We start from the raw sequence: 18,394 nt of genomic DNA on the forward strand, positions 1-18,394 counted from the left end.
GCGTTATCCTCCTATTGATGCCATTGATTCATGTGCGGGGTCGCTCGCTTTTCGCTCTGCTTCAGCCTCCCAACCATCTTTGGCCCTATGGCCAATCACATTGGTTAATACCTGCTGTAGTTCGGCATCGCCTATTCCCCGCCGTAAAAGGTTTTTCACATTTAAGCCATCGCCCTCGTATAAGCAGGTTTTTAATTCCCCTTCGGGTGTTAAACGGATACGGTTACAAGTACCGCAAAAGGTGCGCGAGTAAGCCGCAATGATCCCTATGCTGCCCTGGTGGCCGGGGATATGATAATTATATGAGGTGGAATATGGCGCATCCTTCACTTTATGAATTTCAGGGTAGCTTTCGCGGATATGTTCCAGTATGCGCAGGTGGTCCCAGGCTAATCCCTTGTAGATGTGGCTATCGCCATTGAAGGGCATTTCCTCAATAAAACGCATACCTATGGGAAGGTTTTTTGTCAGATTGGCCAGCGGTACAATATCCTCTATATTCCGGCCATCCATTACCACGGCATTTATCTTCACTTCCATATCATGCTTCAGCAATTCATCAAGCGTATGCATTACGGCTGCAAATTCATCGCGGCGGGTAATGCTGAAAAACCTGCCGGCATCCAGCGTATCTAAACTTAAATTAACCGATTTAATGCCTAAGCTTTTTAATTCGGGGATATATGGCGCGGTCAGCACACCGTTGGTCGTCATGCTGATCTCTTTAAGGCCATCAATTCCGGCTAATGCGTTAAGCAAAGCCATCATATCCTTGCGCACAAATGGTTCGCCGCCGGTAATGCGGATCTTTTCGATCCCCATGCTAACCAGCAGACTGCATACGCGCAGCATTTCCTCGTAACTTAATAATTCGGCACGGCCCAGCCAGTTGATGCCCTCTTCGGGCATACAATAAAAGCAGCGCAGGTTACACCTGTCGGTTACTGCCAGGCGCAGATAAGTTATTTTTCGGCCGTGATTATCTGTCAGCAATTTGATATATTAAATATTAATTACAAATAAACCGCTTATTTGTGACTTAAAGGTAAAGCTTGTAATGTTTACATTTGCAAATAATGATGAGATAGGACTTTAGTTTGACTTTGCAACAATTTGCTTACCTGTACAATTATTAAATCATTTTATCGTTTGCTGATTTATGCCATGGGAATTTTAATTTAACTAAACAGATTGTCATATTAGCGCTAAATATGCCCCTAATGAATATCCGTAGCCTGTCGCTCGTCTTTTTCTTATTTACTTTATCTGCAGCCGGGGGTTTCGCGCAAAATTTATTCCCTCAAAAAATGGACGCCTGTACGCCCAGCAAATATTGTATGGATTGCGGCACACCGAAAGCTACGTGCGATTCTTTCACCTTATCCACTATTAACGATAAGATCAATCGCCGCTTTAATTTTAACGGCGGTTCGGGCAGTATAACCTTCCAGGTATTGGTTAACGCCAACCGTTTTAGCTGTGTGCTCAGTCATACCGATGTTACCAAAAGCCAGTTAAGTGCCGAATTGGTGATAGCCTTAAACACTTGTCTTTGGAAACCGGCCATTGTTGATGGTAAACCGGTTGATGCTTCGGTTAACGTAGTATTCACAATTGCCAACGGCAAAATATCGGGCAAAATGCAGCGGATGGATTTGGCCGAACTAAAAGCCCCCGATAACCCTATTGTTTACAACAAACAATACCAATATACCAATCCATCTATAAAAACATACGATTTTACATCGTGGAACAGGTATAACTCGCCCCTGCCCGATAACATAGGCCAGGCTTGCCTGGTTGATGATACCAATGTGCTGTGGTATGCCACATCGCAGGGGTTAACCCGCTTTGATGGCAGTATCTTTTTACCTGTAAACGAATTTAATTCGCCATTTACGGCTACCACTTCGGTAAAAGATATGGTGCAGGATAAAGAAAAAAATATATGGATGTATGCCAACCACGCGGTATACATGTGTAATAAGGAGGGTTGGAAGGTGTTTGATTCGGTGCATTTGGGTATACCCAAGCCTTACCGCATTGTGGCTGCTAAAACGGGTGAGCTTTTCTTTCCTAGCAGCAAAGGGCTGTTGATAGTGCGTAATGGCAAAGTAAGGTTAGTGGATAGTAAACTAATATGGCAACTACCATCGGACAACGTGCTGTATGCTTATTACGATACCCGGGGGCGCTTATGGATGGGTACCGACCGGGGCAGTATAATGATGGATAAAAAACAAAAGGTTATTGAATTTAATAAGTCCAACTCACCGCTTAATAATACCTGCATTACCAACGTTATTGAGGACGATAAGGGCAATATGTATTTTACCATGACTGCCTGCAAAAAGCCGACGGGAGATAACGACGAGGAAGGCATTGCAATAATGACGGCTGATGGTAAATGGCTGCACTATAACGATAAGAATTCGGGGCTGCCGGCAAACCAGGTAAACAACATCCTGTACGATAAATTTGAAAACGCTTTATGGATAGGCACTCAAAAAGCCGGCCTGGTACGTTTTGACTTGAAGGATGGCTGGGAGGACTACACCCATAACAATTCGGCTATACCCGGCCCCAACGTGGTACAAATAGCCCAGGATTCAAAAGGCGTAATATATGGGGCTACCACCAATGGCATGTTTCGCTTAGTTAAAAAATAGCATTTGCGTTATTTTTTTATGCTTACAGGCCAAAATCATCACAAAATATTTAACCTGCGCCTGCCGTTGTAACTAACGCGTTCAATTCGCATCTTAGTAACATATCTTTTATTATCCATATATGAATTTTAACAGGAAAATTTCTGTAGCGGCTTTGGCTTTTCTTATAGCCACCAGCGGCGCTTTTGCCCAGGTTAAACGTAAACCTACCCCAGCGCCCGACAGACCGCTGAACCCGACATTGCAGCTACGCGGCGATGTACTGCCGGTTGACCCGAATGTGATTATTGGCAAACTGCCAAACGGATTAACTTATTATATCCGTAAAAATGCGCAGCCTAAAAACCGGGCCGAACTTTACCTGGTGAACAAAGCGGGCTCAATTTTAGAGACAGATGCCCAGCAGGGGCTGGCCCACTTTACCGAACATATGGCCTTTAATGGCACCCGCGATTTCCCTAAAAACGAACTGGTGGATTATCTTCAAAAATCGGGGGTTAAGTTTGGCGCCGATTTGAATGCTTATACATCTTTTGATGAAACGGTTTATCAGCTGCCTTTACCAACCGATAGTGTTAAGCTGTTTGAAAAAGGCTTCAACATTTTAGCGAATTGGGCAGGCGGATTGACTTTTGATCCGAAAGAAATTGACAGTGAGCGTGGCGTTGTATTGGAAGAGTCGCGCCTGCGTGGTAAAAACGCATCTGAGCGTTTGCAACGCCAAACCATACCCGTGCTGTTAAATAACTCGCGCTACGCATCGCGTATGCCAATTGGTAAGGAAGATATTTTAAAAACTTTTAAGCCTGAAACCATTAAAAGTTTCTTCCATGATTGGTACCGTCCCGATCTTCAGGCTGTTATTGCCGTAGGCGATTTCGACCCGAAACGTGTGGAACAACTGATCAAGGAAAACTTCTCGGGCTTGAAAAACCCGGCGCAGGAAAAACCAAGGTTAAAATATAATGTACCGGCCACACCAGGCACCGCGGTAAAAATTGTGACCGATAAGGAATTTCCTTATACCATGGTGCAAATTGTGGTGAAACATCCGCAAACCACGGTGCGCACCGAAACCGATTACCTGCGCAGCATGCGCGTTAGTTTATTTAATGATATGATGAACGCGCGCCTGAGCGAACTGATGCAAAAACCGGAACCACCGTTCTTGTTCGCGCAAGCGGGTTATTCCGATTTTCTGGCCGATCAGGATGCATTTACTACCGTTGCTTATGCGAAGTCTGCCGACCAGCTGCAAGGCGCTATAAAAGCTGTTTTAGATGAGGTGGAACGCGCGCATAAATTTGGCTTTACCGAAACTGAGTTAGAAAGGGCAAAACAAAATGCCTTAACCAATATGGAAAACGCCTACAAGGAAAGGGATAAAACCAAGTCTGTAAACTTTGTACAGGAGTATCAGCAAAACTTTTTAGAGGACGAGGCTATCCCGGGTATTGAGTTTGAATATGGTTTTTATAAAAACCATATCGGCAATATTAAGCTGGATGAGATAAATGCTATGGCTGGTAAGTTCATTAGCAATCAGAACCGCGTAGTAATAGTAGAAGGCCCCGAAAAAGACAAAGCTAAGCTGCCAACCGAACAAACACTATTAAACTGGATAAACGCAGGCGGTAAAAATATTACTGCTTATGTAGATAATGTAAGCAATAAACCCTTGCTGGAAAAAGAACCTGCAGGCAGTAAAATTACCAGTGAAACTAAGGACGCCGCTATTGGTACCACCACGCTAACCTTAGCCAACGGCGTAAAAGTGATATTAAAGCCTACCGACTTTAAAAACGACCAGATACTAATGAACGGCTACAGCTTTGGCGGTACATCATTAGTTAGCGACCGCGATTATGTATCGGCCAATATTGCGGCAGGTATTGTGGGCAGCAGCGGTATTGCCGATATGACCGAGATACAACTGGGCAAAAAATTAAGTGGCAAGAATGTAAGCGTATCGCCGTTTATTACCGAAACCACCCAGGGGATTTCTGGCAGCAGTTCGCCAAAAGACCTGGAAACAGCCTTGCAACTGGTTTACCTGTATTTTACCCAACCACGCAAGGATAACGATATCTGGCAATCGCAGATATCGCAAACCAAAGCTATCTTACCTAACCGCAGTCTTGACCCTGCCGCTGTTTACGCTGATACGGTGTCGGCAGTTTTAGGTAACCACCATTATCGCCGTATGCCGCTTACGTTAGAACGCTTGAATACTGCCAGCCTGGATAAGGCATACGAGTTTTACAAAGCCCGTTTTGCCGATGCCAGCGGGTTTACCTTCACTTTTGTAGGCAACTTTGATGTAGAGAAGATCAAACCGTTATTAGAGAAATACCTGGGTGGCTTACCTGCTGCGGGCCATAAGGAAACTTTCAAAAACCTGGGGATCCATGCGCCTGCCGGTCAGTTGACTAAAGAGGTTTATAAAGGCATTGGCGATAAAAGCAATGTGCGTTTAGTATTTAGCGGCGACTTTGATTATACTGAAGCAAACAAAGTACAGTTAGACGCGCTGGAAGAAATTATGAATATTAAGCTGATAGAGCGCCTGCGTGAAAAAGAAGGCGGTGTCTATTCGCCGGGTGTACAGGCAGGGTATTCTAAATTCCCTTTAAGCCGTTACAGCATTACTGTAGTATTTACCTGTGCTCCGGCTAATGTAGATAAGCTGATTAAAGCTACGATGGAAGAGATAGAGAAGATAAAACAAAATGGTGCCCAGGAAACCGACATTAAAAAATACCAGGCTGAAGAAAAACGCAGCACCGAAGTGCAAATGCGCGAGAACGGTTTTTGGGCAAGCCTGCTGGTAAAATCGAGCCAGAACCAGGAAAACCCTGATGCCATTTTAAAACATGTGGATGATTTGAACCAGGTAACCGTGCAAAGCACCAAAGATGCTGCTAATAAATATTTAAGCGGCGTAAACCTGATCAAGCTGATATCGTATCCCGAGAAGAAGTAAACCCTCTCATTTTAGCAAAAACACCCCTGGTATGCCAGGGGTGTTTTTGTTTTATAACAGCACGTTATCCTGAGCGGCAGCGAAGGATCACAAATAAGCAAAGCGGCTTAGCAAGTAGGGGATGCTTCGCTGCGGCTCAGCCTAACGATTAATTTGTTTAATATCGCCTGTTGTTTTGTTGATCGAGCGCTTTTTTTAGCTTAAATAATATCTCGCTCAATCCATTGGTTTTTATCTCGAAGGCGGTAGACAGCAGCATGCCCATTTTGTCTTTTGTAAAACCTTTGCTGGACATCCATTCCAGGTAATACACCGGCAGATCGGCTATAATGGTGCCTTTGTACTTGCCATAAGGCATACGGGTTTGTACAATATCTATCAGGATCTTCGGGTCGGGCTGTATATTTTCCACGGAGATAAATATAGCGCTATCGATCCACAACTTATAGGGTCACTGTCCAATGTTTAAATAGGTTATCGAGCCACCATCGCGGGCAAATACAATAATGGCGGTGCAGCTATTGTTCTTAGCCACTTCAAAAGCGATCCCGTTTTTTTGGTCATTATAAACGCTGATTTCTTTTTTACTGGTTGATGTTATCTTTCGTAACGAAAAATATTTCTGCAACTCCCCAAACGGAGTCCCCACATGTATCATTTCTGAAGTACTAAACGCTGGCGATGTTATCCTGATCGCTTTAACCCGGGCAATATTTTCGTCCGTTGCCCCCATGTTATGATGGCTGAATACGTTTATCTGATAAGTTTTAGCGTTATGTTTATCATACCAGGTCATCAGCTGCGAACCCATGGCGGCGTCGCTGCTATCGGGTTTGCCTAATACCTTTACAACACTATCGGCATTCTCGCCAATAGTTATCTTCCCTATGCCGCCACCGGGGGTTATCATCATATCTATTGGTATGTGTTTAGTCCCGGGCGTGTAACATTGGGCCACAGATTTCTTTTTGGCTGGTTGGCTGCAAGCCACATCAAAACAAATAAGCATTAGCCAAAAGCCGTATTTAATCATATTTTTAGTTCGCTGATTTGAAAATAACTAAATCGGCAATCTTTTGTTTTTGAAGCATGGATAGCATAGGGCAGCAGGTCATCCGCGAATGGTACCGAAAAAAAAACTGGGAGCAGTTTCCTTTTCAAAAAGAAATGGAAGCGGCTTACCTTGGCGGCTATTCGGGTTTGCTGAACGCGCCTACCGGCAGCGGTAAAACCTTCGCGCTGTTTCTGCCTTTTTTGGAATCGTATATTAACAAATACCCCGACACTTACCTCACCCGCAAAAACAACGGCTTACTGATGCTTTGGATAACACCATTGCGTGCACTCACTAATGACATCCGCAAGGCTATGCAGGAAGTGTGTACCGATCTTGACCTGCCCTGGCAGGTAATGACCCGTACGGGGGATACATCGGCCGCGCAAAAGGCGGCCTTAAAAACCAAACTGCCCGAAGTATTGCTCACCACCCCCGAAAGCCTTCACTTAATGCTGGCCCAAAAAGAATATCCAAAGATATTTAACAGCTTAGAAGTGGTGGTTTGCGATGAGTGGCACGAATTGCTGGGCACCAAGCGCGGCGTACAGGTCGAGTTGGGGCTTTCGCGCCTCCGCGCGCTCAGCCCGAAGTCGGAAGTCGAAAGTAAAAAGTCGGTCGACTCAGAACTTAAGGCTCAGAGCTTAAGACTCAAAATATGGGGCATCAGTGCCACCATCGGTAACCTGGAGCAAGCTGCTGAAGTTTTATTGGGTAACACCTTTCCGCCCGACCAGGTGAAAATGGTACGTGCTTTGGTAGATAAAAAACTGGTGATCAAATCGGTCATCCCCGAGGATATTGAAAGCTACTCGTGGTCGGGGCATATTGGGATAAAGCTGCTGCCGCAGGTAATGGAGATAGTGGCCAAAAGCAAAACCACACTGATCTTTTGCAACACGCGTTCACAATCGGAGATATGGTACCACGCCATTTTAGATAATTACCCTGAGTATGCCGGTATTATGGCCATGCACCATGGCTCGTTGGATAACGAACTGCGTAATTGGGTTGAACAGGCCTTGCATGCCGAGGCATTAAAGGTGGTGGTATGCACTTCCAGTCTGGATTTGGGCGTCGATTTTCGTCCGGTAGATACCATTGTACAGGTAGGCAGCCCAAAAGGTGTTGCCCGTTTTATGCAGCGGGCGGGCCGGAGTGGTCACCGCCCGGGTGATACCTCGCTGGCCTATTTTGTGCCCACGCATTCGCTGGAACTATTAGAGGGCGCGGCATTAAAGCAGGCGATTAAAAACGGTGTGTTTGAAAGCCGCGACCCTGTTTTGCTGGCGATGGATGTGCTGATCCAGTACATGGTCACGCTGGCGGTATCCGATGGTTTTCGCGCCGAAGAATTATATTCCGAAGTAAAATCAACCTTCGCTTTTGCAGATTTACGGCGCGATGAGTTTGGCAAACTGCTGGAATTTATTACCAATGGCGGTAAAACCCTGGCCGCTTACGATGAGTTTTTGAAGGTTGAGATAGAAAATGGGCTTTATAAAGTAAACAGTCGCCGGGTGGCTATGCGTCATCGGTTAAGTATTGGCACCATCACCAGCGAACTGAGCCTGCGGGTAAGCTGGTTGAGTGGCGGCAGCTTGGGGACAATTGAAGAAGGTTTCATTTCCAAGCTAAAACCCGGCAACGTATTTTGGTTTGCGGGGCGTAGCCTTGAATTTGTTAAAGTGAAGGAGATGACGGCCTATGTCAAAAAATCGAATGCTAAAAAAGGTATTATCCCAAGCTGGGCAGGGGGCAGGATGCCTTTATCGTCGCAATTATCCGCAGTGTTTCGCGATAAGCTGGATGAGGTAGCGCACGGTGTTGAAAAAGACGAGGAGGTTATTGCGCTGAAACCCCTGTTTGAACTGCAAAAGCGCCTCTCGCATCTGCCGCAAAGCCACGAGTTTATGATCGAGTCGTTTTATTCGCGTGATGGCCACCATTTGTTGTTCTATCCATTTGAGGGCCGGTTGGTGCACGAAGGAATGGCGTCGCTGTTGGCCTATCGGATTTCCAAAATAAAAAGCGCCAGCTATTCCATCGCCATGAATGATTATGGATTTGAACTGTTAACCGACGAACAGATCCCCATTGAAGCTGCCCTGGAAACTGACGACCTGTTTAGCATCCATAACCTGCTGGATGACATTCAAAGCAGCTTGAACGCTAACGAAATGGCCCGCCGCCGTTTCCGCGATATTGCGCATATAGGCGGATTGGTTTTTACCGGTTACCCGGGGCAAACCATAAAAAACAAACATTTGCAGGCATCCACTTCGTTGTTATTTGAAGTGTTTAACGAATATGAACCCGATAACCTGCTGGTGCGCCAGGCTTATAACGAAGCCCTGGCTTTTCAGTTAGAGGAGTTTCGTTTGCGGGAGGCCTTGCAGCGCATTAGTAAGCAAACTATTATCCTGAAACAAATTGAACGGCCTACGCCGTTTGCCTTCCCTATAATGGTTGACAGCCTGGGCCGTGAAAAACTTACGACCGAAACCCTGGAAGAACGCGTGGCCAAAATGGCGCGACAGTACGGCGCTGAAGGCGTGAAAACCAAGTCCCGCGAAGGCGGCGAAGAGAAAAAGTTTTCGACGAAGTTAGTGCGGAAAAAAGGGTTTTAGTTATCACCGCGTTATGCTTAACATAGCGAAGATGCCAAGTTAGCAATCTATAACCCCAATTTTTGAGCTACTTTCCTACGCTTAAAATGATGATTAATTTTATATTTTTATTGCGTTAATCAAATAACATGAATAAAATAATCGTCCTGTTTGTTATTGTATTAAACGTTATCTGCATTGCCGCCGGCGCCCAAACTAAGAAGCCGGCTCACCCGGCACAGGCCATGCCCGATATGTTTGTGAACGATATACTAAAAGCCATGAAAAACCAGTATGGCGATGATGGCAAGCTAAGTATTATACAGGGCGCCGTTAAAAACAACACCGATGGCCTTACCGTTAACCAGGAACTGCGCCTGCTTAACCAGTTTTCAAACGACGATTCCAAACTGCAATGTGCTAAATTCCTGTATGCATGGTCGGTAGATTATAAGAACTACGCTAAGATCCAGTACAATTTAAACACAACAACTGCCCAAAAGGCGTTAAACGATTATATAAAAAAACAAGGTGGTAGATAATGGACTTGATTACCTGGCATGATTTTGAGAAGGTTGAACTACGGGCCGGCACTGTTTTGGAAGTGCTGGACTTTCCTGAAGCACGCAAACCAGCTTATAAGCTCAGGGTTGATTTTGGCGGATACGGCATTCGCTGGTCCAGCGCGCAAATTACTAAGCATTATACTAAAGAAGAGTTGATAGGCCGGCAAATTATCGGCGTAACTAACTTCCCTAAAAAGCAAATCGCTAATTTTATGTCGGAATTTTTGGTGACTGGTTTTGCCGATGCACACGGCGATATCGTCCTTTCGACTATTGATAAACCCGTGCCTAATGGCAGCAAATTAATTTAAAATGGGCGAAGGCGTTGCACAATGGATAATTGGCCCCCAATTGATTGGGGTGGTGTTCATTATTGCCGGTTATATCCAAAAAACCTATCCGCCTAAAAAGATCAACAACTATTACGGCTACCGTACACCCGCTGCTATGAAAAACCAAGAAACATGGGATGAGGCTAACCGGTATTCGGCCAGGGTGATGGTAAAAACAGGGTTCATATTGCTGGTGGCGGGGTTTGCACTTACCTTTTTGTTTCAGGTTATACCCATGCCCCCAAAGATAAAATTCGCGCTAACTTATTTAATGATATTGGCTGCAGCTATGGGCAGCGCCATTATTATGCTGACATCGACAGAGCGGCACCTGGAAAAAACTTTTGAAAAGAATAAAGAATGAGATATGTGAGTTTTGATGGCGAGGATACGATATCGCCCGACGATTTTTTTATGGCCGAAGCCCTGCGCGAGGCCAAACTTGCCTTAACCGAAGATGAAATACCTATTGGTGCTATTGTGGTATGCCAGGGAAAAATTATTGGCCGGGGGCATAATTTAACGGAACGTTTAACCGATGTATCGGCCCATGCCGAAATGCAGGCGTTAACCGCTGCTGCTAATTATATTGGTGGTAAATATTTAAAAGATTGCACGCTTTATGTTACCATGGAGCCTTGCGTAATGTGCGCCGGTGCCAGCTATTGGTTCCAGATAGGAAAAATTGTTTTTGGCGCTTATGATGCCCGGCTGGGCTTTGGCAGGTTAAACCAAAAGATAACCCACCCCAAAACTATTATTACCGGTGGGATCCGCGAAGCGGAGTGCTCGGAATTAGTAAAAGATTTTTTTAGAAAAAAACGATTGAAAGGATAATTTAAGAAACCGTCAATTCCCCGCGCAAATCGGTTTCCAGCCATTCCTTTATCTGCTTGGGGTCGTCGCTTTGGCCCAGCAGGTACATCATTTTGGTAACGGCCGCCTCGTAGGTCATATCATAACCGTTAGCCACCCCAATATCCTTCAACTGCTTACTGGTCTCGTAACGGCCAAGCTCAACCGTACCTACTTTACATTGCGAAATATCCAGGATCACCTTGCCCGAATCGATAGCGTTCTTCAGCAGATCAACAAACCATTGGTCGGTAGTGGTATTGCCGGCGCCAAAGGTTTCCATAATTATGCCCCGTACATCGGCATTCACAATATTCTCCACTACTTTCGGACTAATCCCCGGGTACAGTTTCAACACGGCCACTTCGTTAACCAGGTTATTATGTACAATCAGTCCTCCATCTTCTTTAGGCTGGCGGATATCGTTTATACTATAGCGCATGTGCACGCCCGATTCGGCCAGGATAGGATAGTTAGGTGAACGGAACGCCTCGAATTTTACAGAGTTGTATTTGAACGAACGGTTAGCGCGGAACAGCTTATAATCAAAATATATACAAACTTCGGGCACGCGGGCCTTATCGTTCTTTTTGGCTTTGGCTATTTCAATAGCCGTCATCAGATTTTCTTTGGCATCGGTGCGGATGGAACCGATAGGCAGCTGTGAGCCGGTGAATATTACGGGTTTAGCCAAATTCTCCAGCATAAAACTTAATGCCGATGCGGTAAACGACATCGTATCCGATCCATGCAGTATCACAAAGCCATCTACCTTGTCGTAATTTTTTTCTATCAATCCGGCCAGTTCGCCCCAAATGGTAGGGTTCATGTTCGATGAATCGATGATCTCGGCAAAGGAGTGTACCTTAATACGGCAATTCAGGCGTTCCAGTTCAGGAACATTCTCCATTATCTGCTCAAAATTGATAGGCCTGAGCACCTTTGTTTTCGGGTCGCTCATCATACCAATAGTTCCCCCGGTATATATGATCAGTATCTGGCACATGGAGTTTTCGTTTGCCATAAATATAAAATACTTTCTTTAATTAAAATGTGCCCTATATACCAAAAACTGTTTTTGAATTTGCCGTGGTAATTTCAGCAACGGTTTCCATATCGGTATTATGCAATTCAGCAACCTTTTGCGCCACATATACCAGGTACGAGCTTTCGTTACGTTTACCACGATAAGGGACGGGCGTAAGATAAGGAGAATCAGTTTCTAAAACGATATGCTTAAGGTCAATTTCCTGTACTACTTTATCAAGGCCGCCATTTTTATAGGTTACCACCCCGCCAATACCCAGGTAAAAGCCTAAGTCTATAATCTTATTAGCCTGCTCAAGCGTCCCGCTAAAGCAATGAAATATGCCGCGCAGGTGTTGGTCCTGTTCCTGTAGCAAAACCTCGTACACTTCGTTAAAAGCATCACGACAGTGAATAACTATAGGCAGCTGATTGGCTTTGGCCCAGCCTATTTGTATTTTAAATGCTTCAATCTGCTTATCAAGCGTAGTTTTATCCCAGTAAAGGTCTATCCCAATTTCGCCAATGGCATATATTTTCTGGTTGGGGATAGCAGCACTAATAGTATCCAATTGCTGCTGCCAGTCGTCCTTTACATCGCAGGGGTGCAGGCCAAGCATAGGGAAACAGTTTTCCGGGTACTCTGTCGCAAGGCCCATTACCATAGGGATCGATGCCGCATCCACATTAGGCAAAAACAAACGGGTAACGTCGTTCTCAAAGCAACGGCGCATTAGTTCGGCGCGCTTTTCGGCATCGGTTTCGTAGTATTGGTGCGTATGTGTATCGGTTAATACCATGCTGCAAAAGTAAAAAGCCTTCTGTTGTTAGCAGAAGGCTTTCCGAATTATTTTTTCACCGGAGCTGTAGCCGGTTTTTTCGCCGGTGCGGGTACCGGCTTTTTCACCGGGGCCTTAGCGCCAGGCTTGGCTGTTGTTTTAGCAGCGGTTTTGGTTTTTGCAACCACAGGTTTTGGATGGATAACCTTCACTACCTGCAAATCAAAAACCAGGGTGCTGAATGGTTTAATATCATCACCGGCACCTTGCTCGCCATATCCAAGGCTTGATGGAACAATAAATTCGGCCTTAGACCCTTCTGTTAACAATTGTAACCCTTCGTCCCAGCCTCTAATAAGTTGGGTTTGGCCAAGCACAATTTTTAACGGTTCATATGGGCGTCCTGGTTGGTATACCCCGCCGGTTTTAGCTGCAGCCTCAATGCTTGTATCAAAGATCTTGTCTTCGGTGGTGCGGCCAGTATAATTTACCAGCACCGTATCGCCCAACATTACCTTGCGGCCGGGGCCAACTTTGGTAACTACATATTTTAAGCCCGATGGCGTACTTTTCAACACCAGTTTATGACTGTTTATATATTGATCTGCCGTACGTGCCTCTTCCGATTTCATTTTGTCCATCTGCGCATTTCTTTCGGCAATGGCATCGTTAAGCGATTGTACTTTTTCAATCTTTACTATAAATACAATATTGCTGCCTTTGGGCAAAAATGGCGGGCGTGCATCCTCGTGACCTATAAATACCGAATCGGTAGGTACTTTTACTAATACGCTGTCTTTAGCCGTCAGTAAAGGGAAAACCTCCATCAGGTCGCCAATATTTGTTGATGGCTTTACCTGTGCTTTTATGGCATGGCCCAGGTTGTAAGAACTGAACAATACCGAATCTTTCTCGGTTTTTTGCACCACATGGAAGGTGATCACATCGTCCATTTTAATACGTTCGCCGGCGTTTTTGCTTACAATTTTGTATTGTACACCTTTTGGCGTGCGCATGTAACCATCCTGTGCCTTTAATGCTACAGGCGCTATTAAACAAGCTAAAAAAAGAAACTTCTTCATTATAAAACTAAAAAGCCTTCCGTTATTAAACGGAAGGCTGTAAATATAAAACTTGATATTATTTTTTTGTTGGGGCTTGTGCCTGTGGTTGCAATGCAGGGGCTACAGGTTTTGGCGCGTTAGGGTTTGGTTTAATAATATTAACCATTTCCACATCAAAAACCAGCGTACTGAATGGCGGGATAACTGGGTTCATACCTTGTTCGCCGTAACCCAAGTTATTAGGGATGATCAGTGTTGCTTTCGATCCTTTGTTCATCAATAACAAGCCTTCGTCCCAACCTGGTATTACTTGTTTCATGCCAACAGGGAAGCGGATAGGCTTGTATGGGTTCATTGGGTTGTAGGTGGCTTTATCCTTCATCGCAATTTCTTTCACGTTGGTTTCAAAAGGCTTCTCAACTCCCAGTAAATGGCCGGTATAATAAACTTCTACTGTATCGCCAACAGCCGGAGTAGGGCCTGAACCTTGTTTAGTGATAACATAGTTTAACCCTGATGCTGTTTTGGTAGTTTTTAAGTTATTATCAGCAATGTATTTTTGAATTTTTCCCGGCTCGGCTTTTTTAAGTTGCTCGCCTACGCCTTTAAAATAATCGGCAATGCGGTTTTGAAACACATCCTGCGCCAGGTTACCTTTAGGGATTACTTTTTCTACTTTAATTTGGAATACAATGTATTTCCCTTTTATGCCCGGCGGGCGCGGCTGACCTTTACGCGATGTGGAATCGATATTAACTTTAACGGTAGCGCTATCGCCTTCGCTTAACATTTGCAGGGCAGCAATAACATCACCTTTAAATTGTGATTTTGGGGTTATTGTTGGGATTGGCCTGCCGGTGGTATATGAGTTGGTTAATACCGAATCGCCTTCAGTTTTAGCGATCAGGTTAACGCTGATAAAGTCGCCTTCTTTAATTGTCGGGCCAGATTTGTCTTCGTGGATGTTGTAAAGCATGCCACCCGGGCCCTGTTTAAATCCGCCGCCGCAGCTTGTTAAGGCAATTGCGGCCACAGCTAAATACATTAAGTTTTTTTTCATTTTTAGTTTATTGAATTAATAGTGTTTTGTACTCTGGTAATATGGTTTTAAATTGATTAATTACTTGTTCTAATGTGTCATCGGATGCTCCCCCGGCCGCGTTGCGGTGGCCGCCGCCATTGAAATACTTTTTACATATCTCGTTTGCAGGGAAATCTCCTTTAGATCGTAAAGATAGTTTTACTTTATCATTTCGTTCAACAATAAATGCAGCTAATCTTATCCCGGTAATTGACAGGGCATAATTCACAATTCCCTCGGTATCGCCGGTTATTACATGGTATTGCTCTATTTCAGCTTTGGTAACTGTTATTAACGCTGTGTTAAATTCGGGCAGTACTTCCAGTTTTTCGCTAAGGCAATGCCCCAAAAAGCGCAACCGTTCTTCACTTGAATTACTGTATACTAACTCGTGTATGCGCCAGTTTATTGCCCCGGCATCAATCAGGTCGGCAACGGTGCGATGCACTGCCGATGTAGTATTAGGGAAACGGAATGAACCCGAATCCGTCATAATACCTGTATACAGGCAGGTGGCCACATCGGCGTTTATATATTGCTTTCCGTTTAATTCTTCTACAATAAATTGATAGATGAGTTGGGCGGTAGCGCAGGCGTTAATATTCCAAAAGCGGTAGTCGTCAAAGTCTTCAGGATCAAGGTGATGATCTATCATTACCTTTTTAGCCTGGCTTTTGCCCACCAGTTCGCCCATTTCATTTATACGCCCTAAGGCGTTAAAATCAAGGCAAAATATCAGGGCGGCATTGGCAATCAACTCCGCCGCGGCGGCTTGCTGCTCGGTATAGATCATTACCGAACCATTGCCCGGCATCCAGCTTAAAAATTCGGGATAATCAGTTGGCGCTATTACAGTAGCGTGGTGCCCCAGTTGTATTAAATAGTTATATAACCCCAAAGACGAACCCATAGCATCTCCATCAGGTTTATGATGGGTAGTGATCACTATTTTTTGTGGTTGCGCTAATAATTCCCTAAGCGAGGCTATATCAAACATTTTTTAAAAAAGAGTTGCAAAGCTAAATAAATTAATTAAATACAAACTATGTAATTTATATAAACGCTTTCTGGTTTTAACTTAAAAAGCCTACTTTTGCGCCAAATTAAACAATGCCCGCGGTGGTAAACAATGCCACCAATACCCGGTTACTTTATGGTAACTTAAAAAACAAAAAAAAGACAAACAAAAGATGAAAACCAACAGAACTTTTACCATGATTAAACCGGATGCTGTTGCTAACGGACATATCGGCGCCATCCTGGATCAGATCATTAAAAACGGATTTAAACCCGTTGCTTTTAAATACACTTACTTATCGCCAGAAATGGCCGGTAAATTTTACGAGGTACATAAAGAACGCCCATTTTATAATGCCCTGGTACAATTTATGTCATCGGGACCAATTGTAGCCGCTATTTTAGAAAAAGATAACGCTGTAGAAGATTTTCGTAAACTGATAGGCGCTACCGACCCATCTAAAGCTGAACCTGGAACTATCCGCCAGTTATTCGCTAAATCTATAGACGCGAATGCCGTACATGGTTCAGATTCGGACGAGAATGCCGAAATTGAAGGCAACTTTTTCTTCTCGGCCTTCGAAAGATTTTAATTATTGTTCAAGGGATATTAACTATTCCTAATTAAATGTCCGGATGGGGTAAAACTTATAAGATCCGGGCATTTTTTATTTATTATTATTTGGTTTTAAGAATAAAGCAGCGTACTTTTATGTTGCTTATAACAATGGAGCGGTTATGAAGGTAGTATTCAGATACATTATTTATTCAGTAGTAATTGTAGCATTATCAATTAGCTGTGTAAATATTTTCAGGAACCACCCCGAAGTACAATTCGCTTTTCTGATGCCTGGTCTGTTCATCATCCTCTATTCTATCATTCGCGATGATATTTACAGAAGGGCCAGCCTTGGTTTATTACGTACAGGTTTCAGAGGAAAATAATCTCTTCCACAATTACCGATTTAGCCCTTTCGTTTATCTTTTGAATGATCTGCTCGCGCATCATCAATAATTCATTTTTTATTACCGATGATTCGATACGGAGGAAAAGCTTTTTATCCCTGATAAATAATTCTTTGGTACGGTTGGCCACGGCTTTGCCTACCAGTTCAGGCCAGGCCTGGGTAATGCCGGTCTCCTCATATTTGCGCTTTATCTTGTAAACCTGCATCATCTGCTCAATAGCTTCCTTCAGGGTCTTATCATTTGTTTTACGCATCTATCTTCCCTCCATTCACTTTAAACAATTTAAAATCAACCTTAATTTTCTTAAAAACATCGGTAGCGCGCTTGGCACTGGTATCTGTAATAAAAACCTGCCCAAAATCGTGGTTAGACACCATTTGCATTAGTTTAGTAATGCGCAGGTCATCCAGTTTATCAAAAATATCATCCAGCAGCAGCAAAGGTTTAAAACCTGTTTGCTTATATAAATAGCTATTCTGCGCCAGCTTCAATGCTATCAGAAAAGATTTTTGCTGGCCCTGGCTGCCAAATTTTTTCATGGCCATGCCCTGTATGGTAAAATGAAGATCGTCTTTATGTATGCCCATGGTGGTGCGCTCCAATACGCGGTCTTTTTCTACCGACTTTTTAAGTAGCTCGCTGAAACCGGCGGTTAACAGCTGCGAATCATAAACCAGGTCTACCTGCTCGGCATCATCGCTTAAAAACCGGTAATGTGCGTTGAATATCTGCGTAAAATCTTCCATAAAGGCTTTACGTTTTGCAAAGATCTTGTTACCTGATGTTACCAGCTGTTCATCCATTACCTCTAATAGTGCCGGGTCATAGCGGCCTGTTTCGGCAATGCGTTTTAACAAAGCGTTACGGCTGCTTAGTACTTTGTTGTAGGTGATCAGTTCATCAAGGTAACGGTTGTCGGTTTGGGATATTACATTATCAACAAATTTGCGCCTTTCCTCGCTGCCTTCAATAATTATGCTGATATCATAAGGTGATATCATTACCAGCGGATACTTACCAATATGATCGGCCAGGCGCTGGTATTCTTTTTTATTACGCTTAAATTGCTTTTTCTGATTGCGTTTAACTGCACAGGCAACGGTATCCTGCTTATCATCTTTCTTAAACAGGCCGCTTATCATAAAAAAATCGGCACCCTGTTTTATCTGCTGGCTATCTATGGGGTTAAAATAGCTTTTACACAGCGACAGGTAGTGTACCGCATCCAATATATTAGTTTTGCCGGCGCCATTGTTACCGGTAAATACGTTAACGCCATCACTAAAAAGCAGTTCTGCTTCTGTGTAGTTTTTAAAGTTGATGACGGAGAGTTGTTCCAGATACATATAGGCAAACCAAAGGTAACAATACCCTTTTGTTTTGCCGATTA

At 44.1% G+C, this 18,394-nt stretch carries 19 protein-coding genes; 9 read left to right on the forward strand and 10 right to left on the reverse strand.

Features of this window, described 5'->3' with window-relative positions; translation table 11 throughout:
- Nucleotides 1–3: 3 nt before the first annotated feature.
- Nucleotides 4–993: a GTP 3',8-cyclase MoaA gene (gene moaA, locus IRJ18_RS00510; protein WP_194104244.1), complete on the reverse strand. Its 990-nt coding sequence runs from the start codon at nucleotides 991–993 to the stop codon at nucleotides 4–6.
- Nucleotides 994–1,220: 227 nt separating this feature from the next.
- Here moaA and IRJ18_RS00515 point away from each other — a divergent pair, with 227 nt between their 5' ends.
- Nucleotides 1,221–2,669, forward strand: coding sequence for a ligand-binding sensor domain-containing protein (locus IRJ18_RS00515; RefSeq protein ID WP_194104245.1), 1,449 nt, complete (start codon nucleotides 1,221–1,223; stop codon nucleotides 2,667–2,669).
- Nucleotides 2,670–2,790: 121 nt separating this feature from the next.
- On the forward strand, nucleotides 2,791–5,652 hold the full coding sequence (locus IRJ18_RS00520; RefSeq protein WP_194104246.1) for a M16 family metallopeptidase: 2,862 nt from the start codon (nucleotides 2,791–2,793) through the stop codon (nucleotides 5,650–5,652).
- A gap of 157 nt (nucleotides 5,653–5,809) precedes the next feature.
- Here the strand turns inward: IRJ18_RS00520 and IRJ18_RS00525 are convergent, their stop codons facing one another.
- Nucleotides 5,810–6,064 (reverse strand): DUF3820 family protein, encoded by a 255-nt coding sequence (locus tag IRJ18_RS00525; RefSeq protein ID WP_194104247.1) that lies wholly within the window; start codon nucleotides 6,062–6,064, stop codon nucleotides 5,810–5,812.
- 39 nt (nucleotides 6,065–6,103) lie between these two features.
- Entirely contained in the window at nucleotides 6,104–6,565 is a 462-nt protein-coding gene (locus IRJ18_RS00530; protein ID WP_194104248.1) for a hypothetical protein, read from the reverse strand.
- Nucleotides 6,566–6,741: 176 nt separating this feature from the next.
- Here IRJ18_RS00530 and IRJ18_RS00535 point away from each other — a divergent pair, with 176 nt between their 5' ends.
- From IRJ18_RS00535 to IRJ18_RS00555, 5 genes are all read left to right on the forward strand, one after another.
- Nucleotides 6,742–9,336 (forward strand): ligase-associated DNA damage response DEXH box helicase, encoded by a 2,595-nt coding sequence (locus IRJ18_RS00535; protein WP_194104249.1) that lies wholly within the window; start codon nucleotides 6,742–6,744, stop codon nucleotides 9,334–9,336.
- A 128-nt stretch (nucleotides 9,337–9,464) separates the two neighbouring features.
- Nucleotides 9,465–9,857, forward strand: coding sequence for a DUF4476 domain-containing protein (locus IRJ18_RS00540; RefSeq protein WP_194104250.1), 393 nt, complete (start codon nucleotides 9,465–9,467; stop codon nucleotides 9,855–9,857).
- Nucleotides 9,857–10,192, forward strand: a complete 336-nt coding sequence (locus tag IRJ18_RS00545) for a tRNA-binding protein (protein ID WP_194104251.1) — start codon at nucleotides 9,857–9,859, stop codon at nucleotides 10,190–10,192. Before IRJ18_RS00540 ends, IRJ18_RS00545 begins: the two co-directional genes overlap by 1 nt.
- Nucleotide 10,193: 1 nt before the next feature.
- Nucleotides 10,194–10,577: an SdpI family protein gene (locus tag IRJ18_RS00550; RefSeq protein ID WP_194104252.1), complete on the forward strand. Its 384-nt coding sequence runs from the start codon at nucleotides 10,194–10,196 to the stop codon at nucleotides 10,575–10,577.
- A complete protein-coding gene (locus tag IRJ18_RS00555) occupies nucleotides 10,574–11,050 on the forward strand; it encodes a nucleoside deaminase (RefSeq protein ID WP_194104253.1) in 477 nt (158 codons plus the stop codon). The genes IRJ18_RS00550 and IRJ18_RS00555 overlap by 4 nt, the downstream gene beginning before the upstream one ends.
- A 1-nt stretch (nucleotide 11,051) precedes the next feature.
- On the opposite strand, the gene IRJ18_RS00560 is transcribed toward IRJ18_RS00555, so the two are convergent.
- From IRJ18_RS00560 to IRJ18_RS00580, 5 genes are read right to left on the reverse strand one after another with little or no spacing between them, the layout of a single operon-like run.
- A complete protein-coding gene (locus tag IRJ18_RS00560; RefSeq protein WP_194106602.1) occupies nucleotides 11,052–12,074 on the reverse strand; it encodes an asparaginase in 1,023 nt (340 codons plus the stop codon).
- A 52-nt stretch (nucleotides 12,075–12,126) separates the two neighbouring features.
- Entirely contained in the window at nucleotides 12,127–12,894 is a 768-nt protein-coding gene (locus IRJ18_RS00565; RefSeq protein ID WP_194104254.1) for a TatD family hydrolase, read from the reverse strand.
- Between the two features lie 47 nt (nucleotides 12,895–12,941).
- Nucleotides 12,942–13,955, reverse strand: coding sequence for an FKBP-type peptidyl-prolyl cis-trans isomerase (locus IRJ18_RS00570; RefSeq protein ID WP_194104255.1), 1,014 nt, complete (start codon nucleotides 13,953–13,955; stop codon nucleotides 12,942–12,944).
- A gap of 58 nt (nucleotides 13,956–14,013) precedes the next feature.
- Nucleotides 14,014–14,997 (reverse strand): FKBP-type peptidyl-prolyl cis-trans isomerase, encoded by a 984-nt coding sequence (locus IRJ18_RS00575; RefSeq protein WP_194104256.1) that lies wholly within the window; start codon nucleotides 14,995–14,997, stop codon nucleotides 14,014–14,016.
- A gap of 7 nt (nucleotides 14,998–15,004) precedes the next feature.
- Nucleotides 15,005–16,015, reverse strand: coding sequence for a DHH family phosphoesterase (locus IRJ18_RS00580; RefSeq protein ID WP_194104257.1), 1,011 nt, complete (start codon nucleotides 16,013–16,015; stop codon nucleotides 15,005–15,007).
- A gap of 193 nt (nucleotides 16,016–16,208) precedes the next feature.
- Here IRJ18_RS00580 and IRJ18_RS00585 point away from each other — a divergent pair, with 193 nt between their 5' ends.
- Nucleotides 16,209–16,628 (forward strand): nucleoside-diphosphate kinase, encoded by a 420-nt coding sequence (locus tag IRJ18_RS00585; RefSeq protein WP_194104258.1) that lies wholly within the window; start codon nucleotides 16,209–16,211, stop codon nucleotides 16,626–16,628.
- Between the two features lie 145 nt (nucleotides 16,629–16,773).
- The gene (locus tag IRJ18_RS00590) at nucleotides 16,774–16,980 is read left to right on the forward strand and encodes a hypothetical protein (RefSeq protein ID WP_194104259.1); all 207 of its coding nucleotides are present in this window, start codon (nucleotides 16,774–16,776) and stop codon (nucleotides 16,978–16,980) included.
- Here the strand turns inward: IRJ18_RS00590 and IRJ18_RS00595 are convergent.
- Together IRJ18_RS00595 and recF are read right to left on the reverse strand one after the other, a co-directional pair.
- Complete coding sequence (locus IRJ18_RS00595) at nucleotides 16,967–17,257, reverse strand: DUF721 domain-containing protein (protein ID WP_194104260.1); 291 nt, start codon at nucleotides 17,255–17,257, stop codon at nucleotides 16,967–16,969. The genes IRJ18_RS00590 and IRJ18_RS00595 overlap by 14 nt on opposite strands.
- Nucleotides 17,250–18,350, reverse strand: a complete 1,101-nt coding sequence (gene recF, locus IRJ18_RS00600; RefSeq protein WP_194104261.1) for a DNA replication/repair protein RecF — start codon at nucleotides 18,348–18,350, stop codon at nucleotides 17,250–17,252. Before recF ends, IRJ18_RS00595 begins: the two co-directional genes overlap by 8 nt.
- Nucleotides 18,351–18,394: the final 44 nt, after the last annotated feature.

The sequence above is a fragment of the Mucilaginibacter boryungensis genome, from assembly GCF_015221995.1.
GTDB classification, from domain to species: Bacteria; Bacteroidota; Bacteroidia; order Sphingobacteriales; family Sphingobacteriaceae; genus Mucilaginibacter; species Mucilaginibacter boryungensis.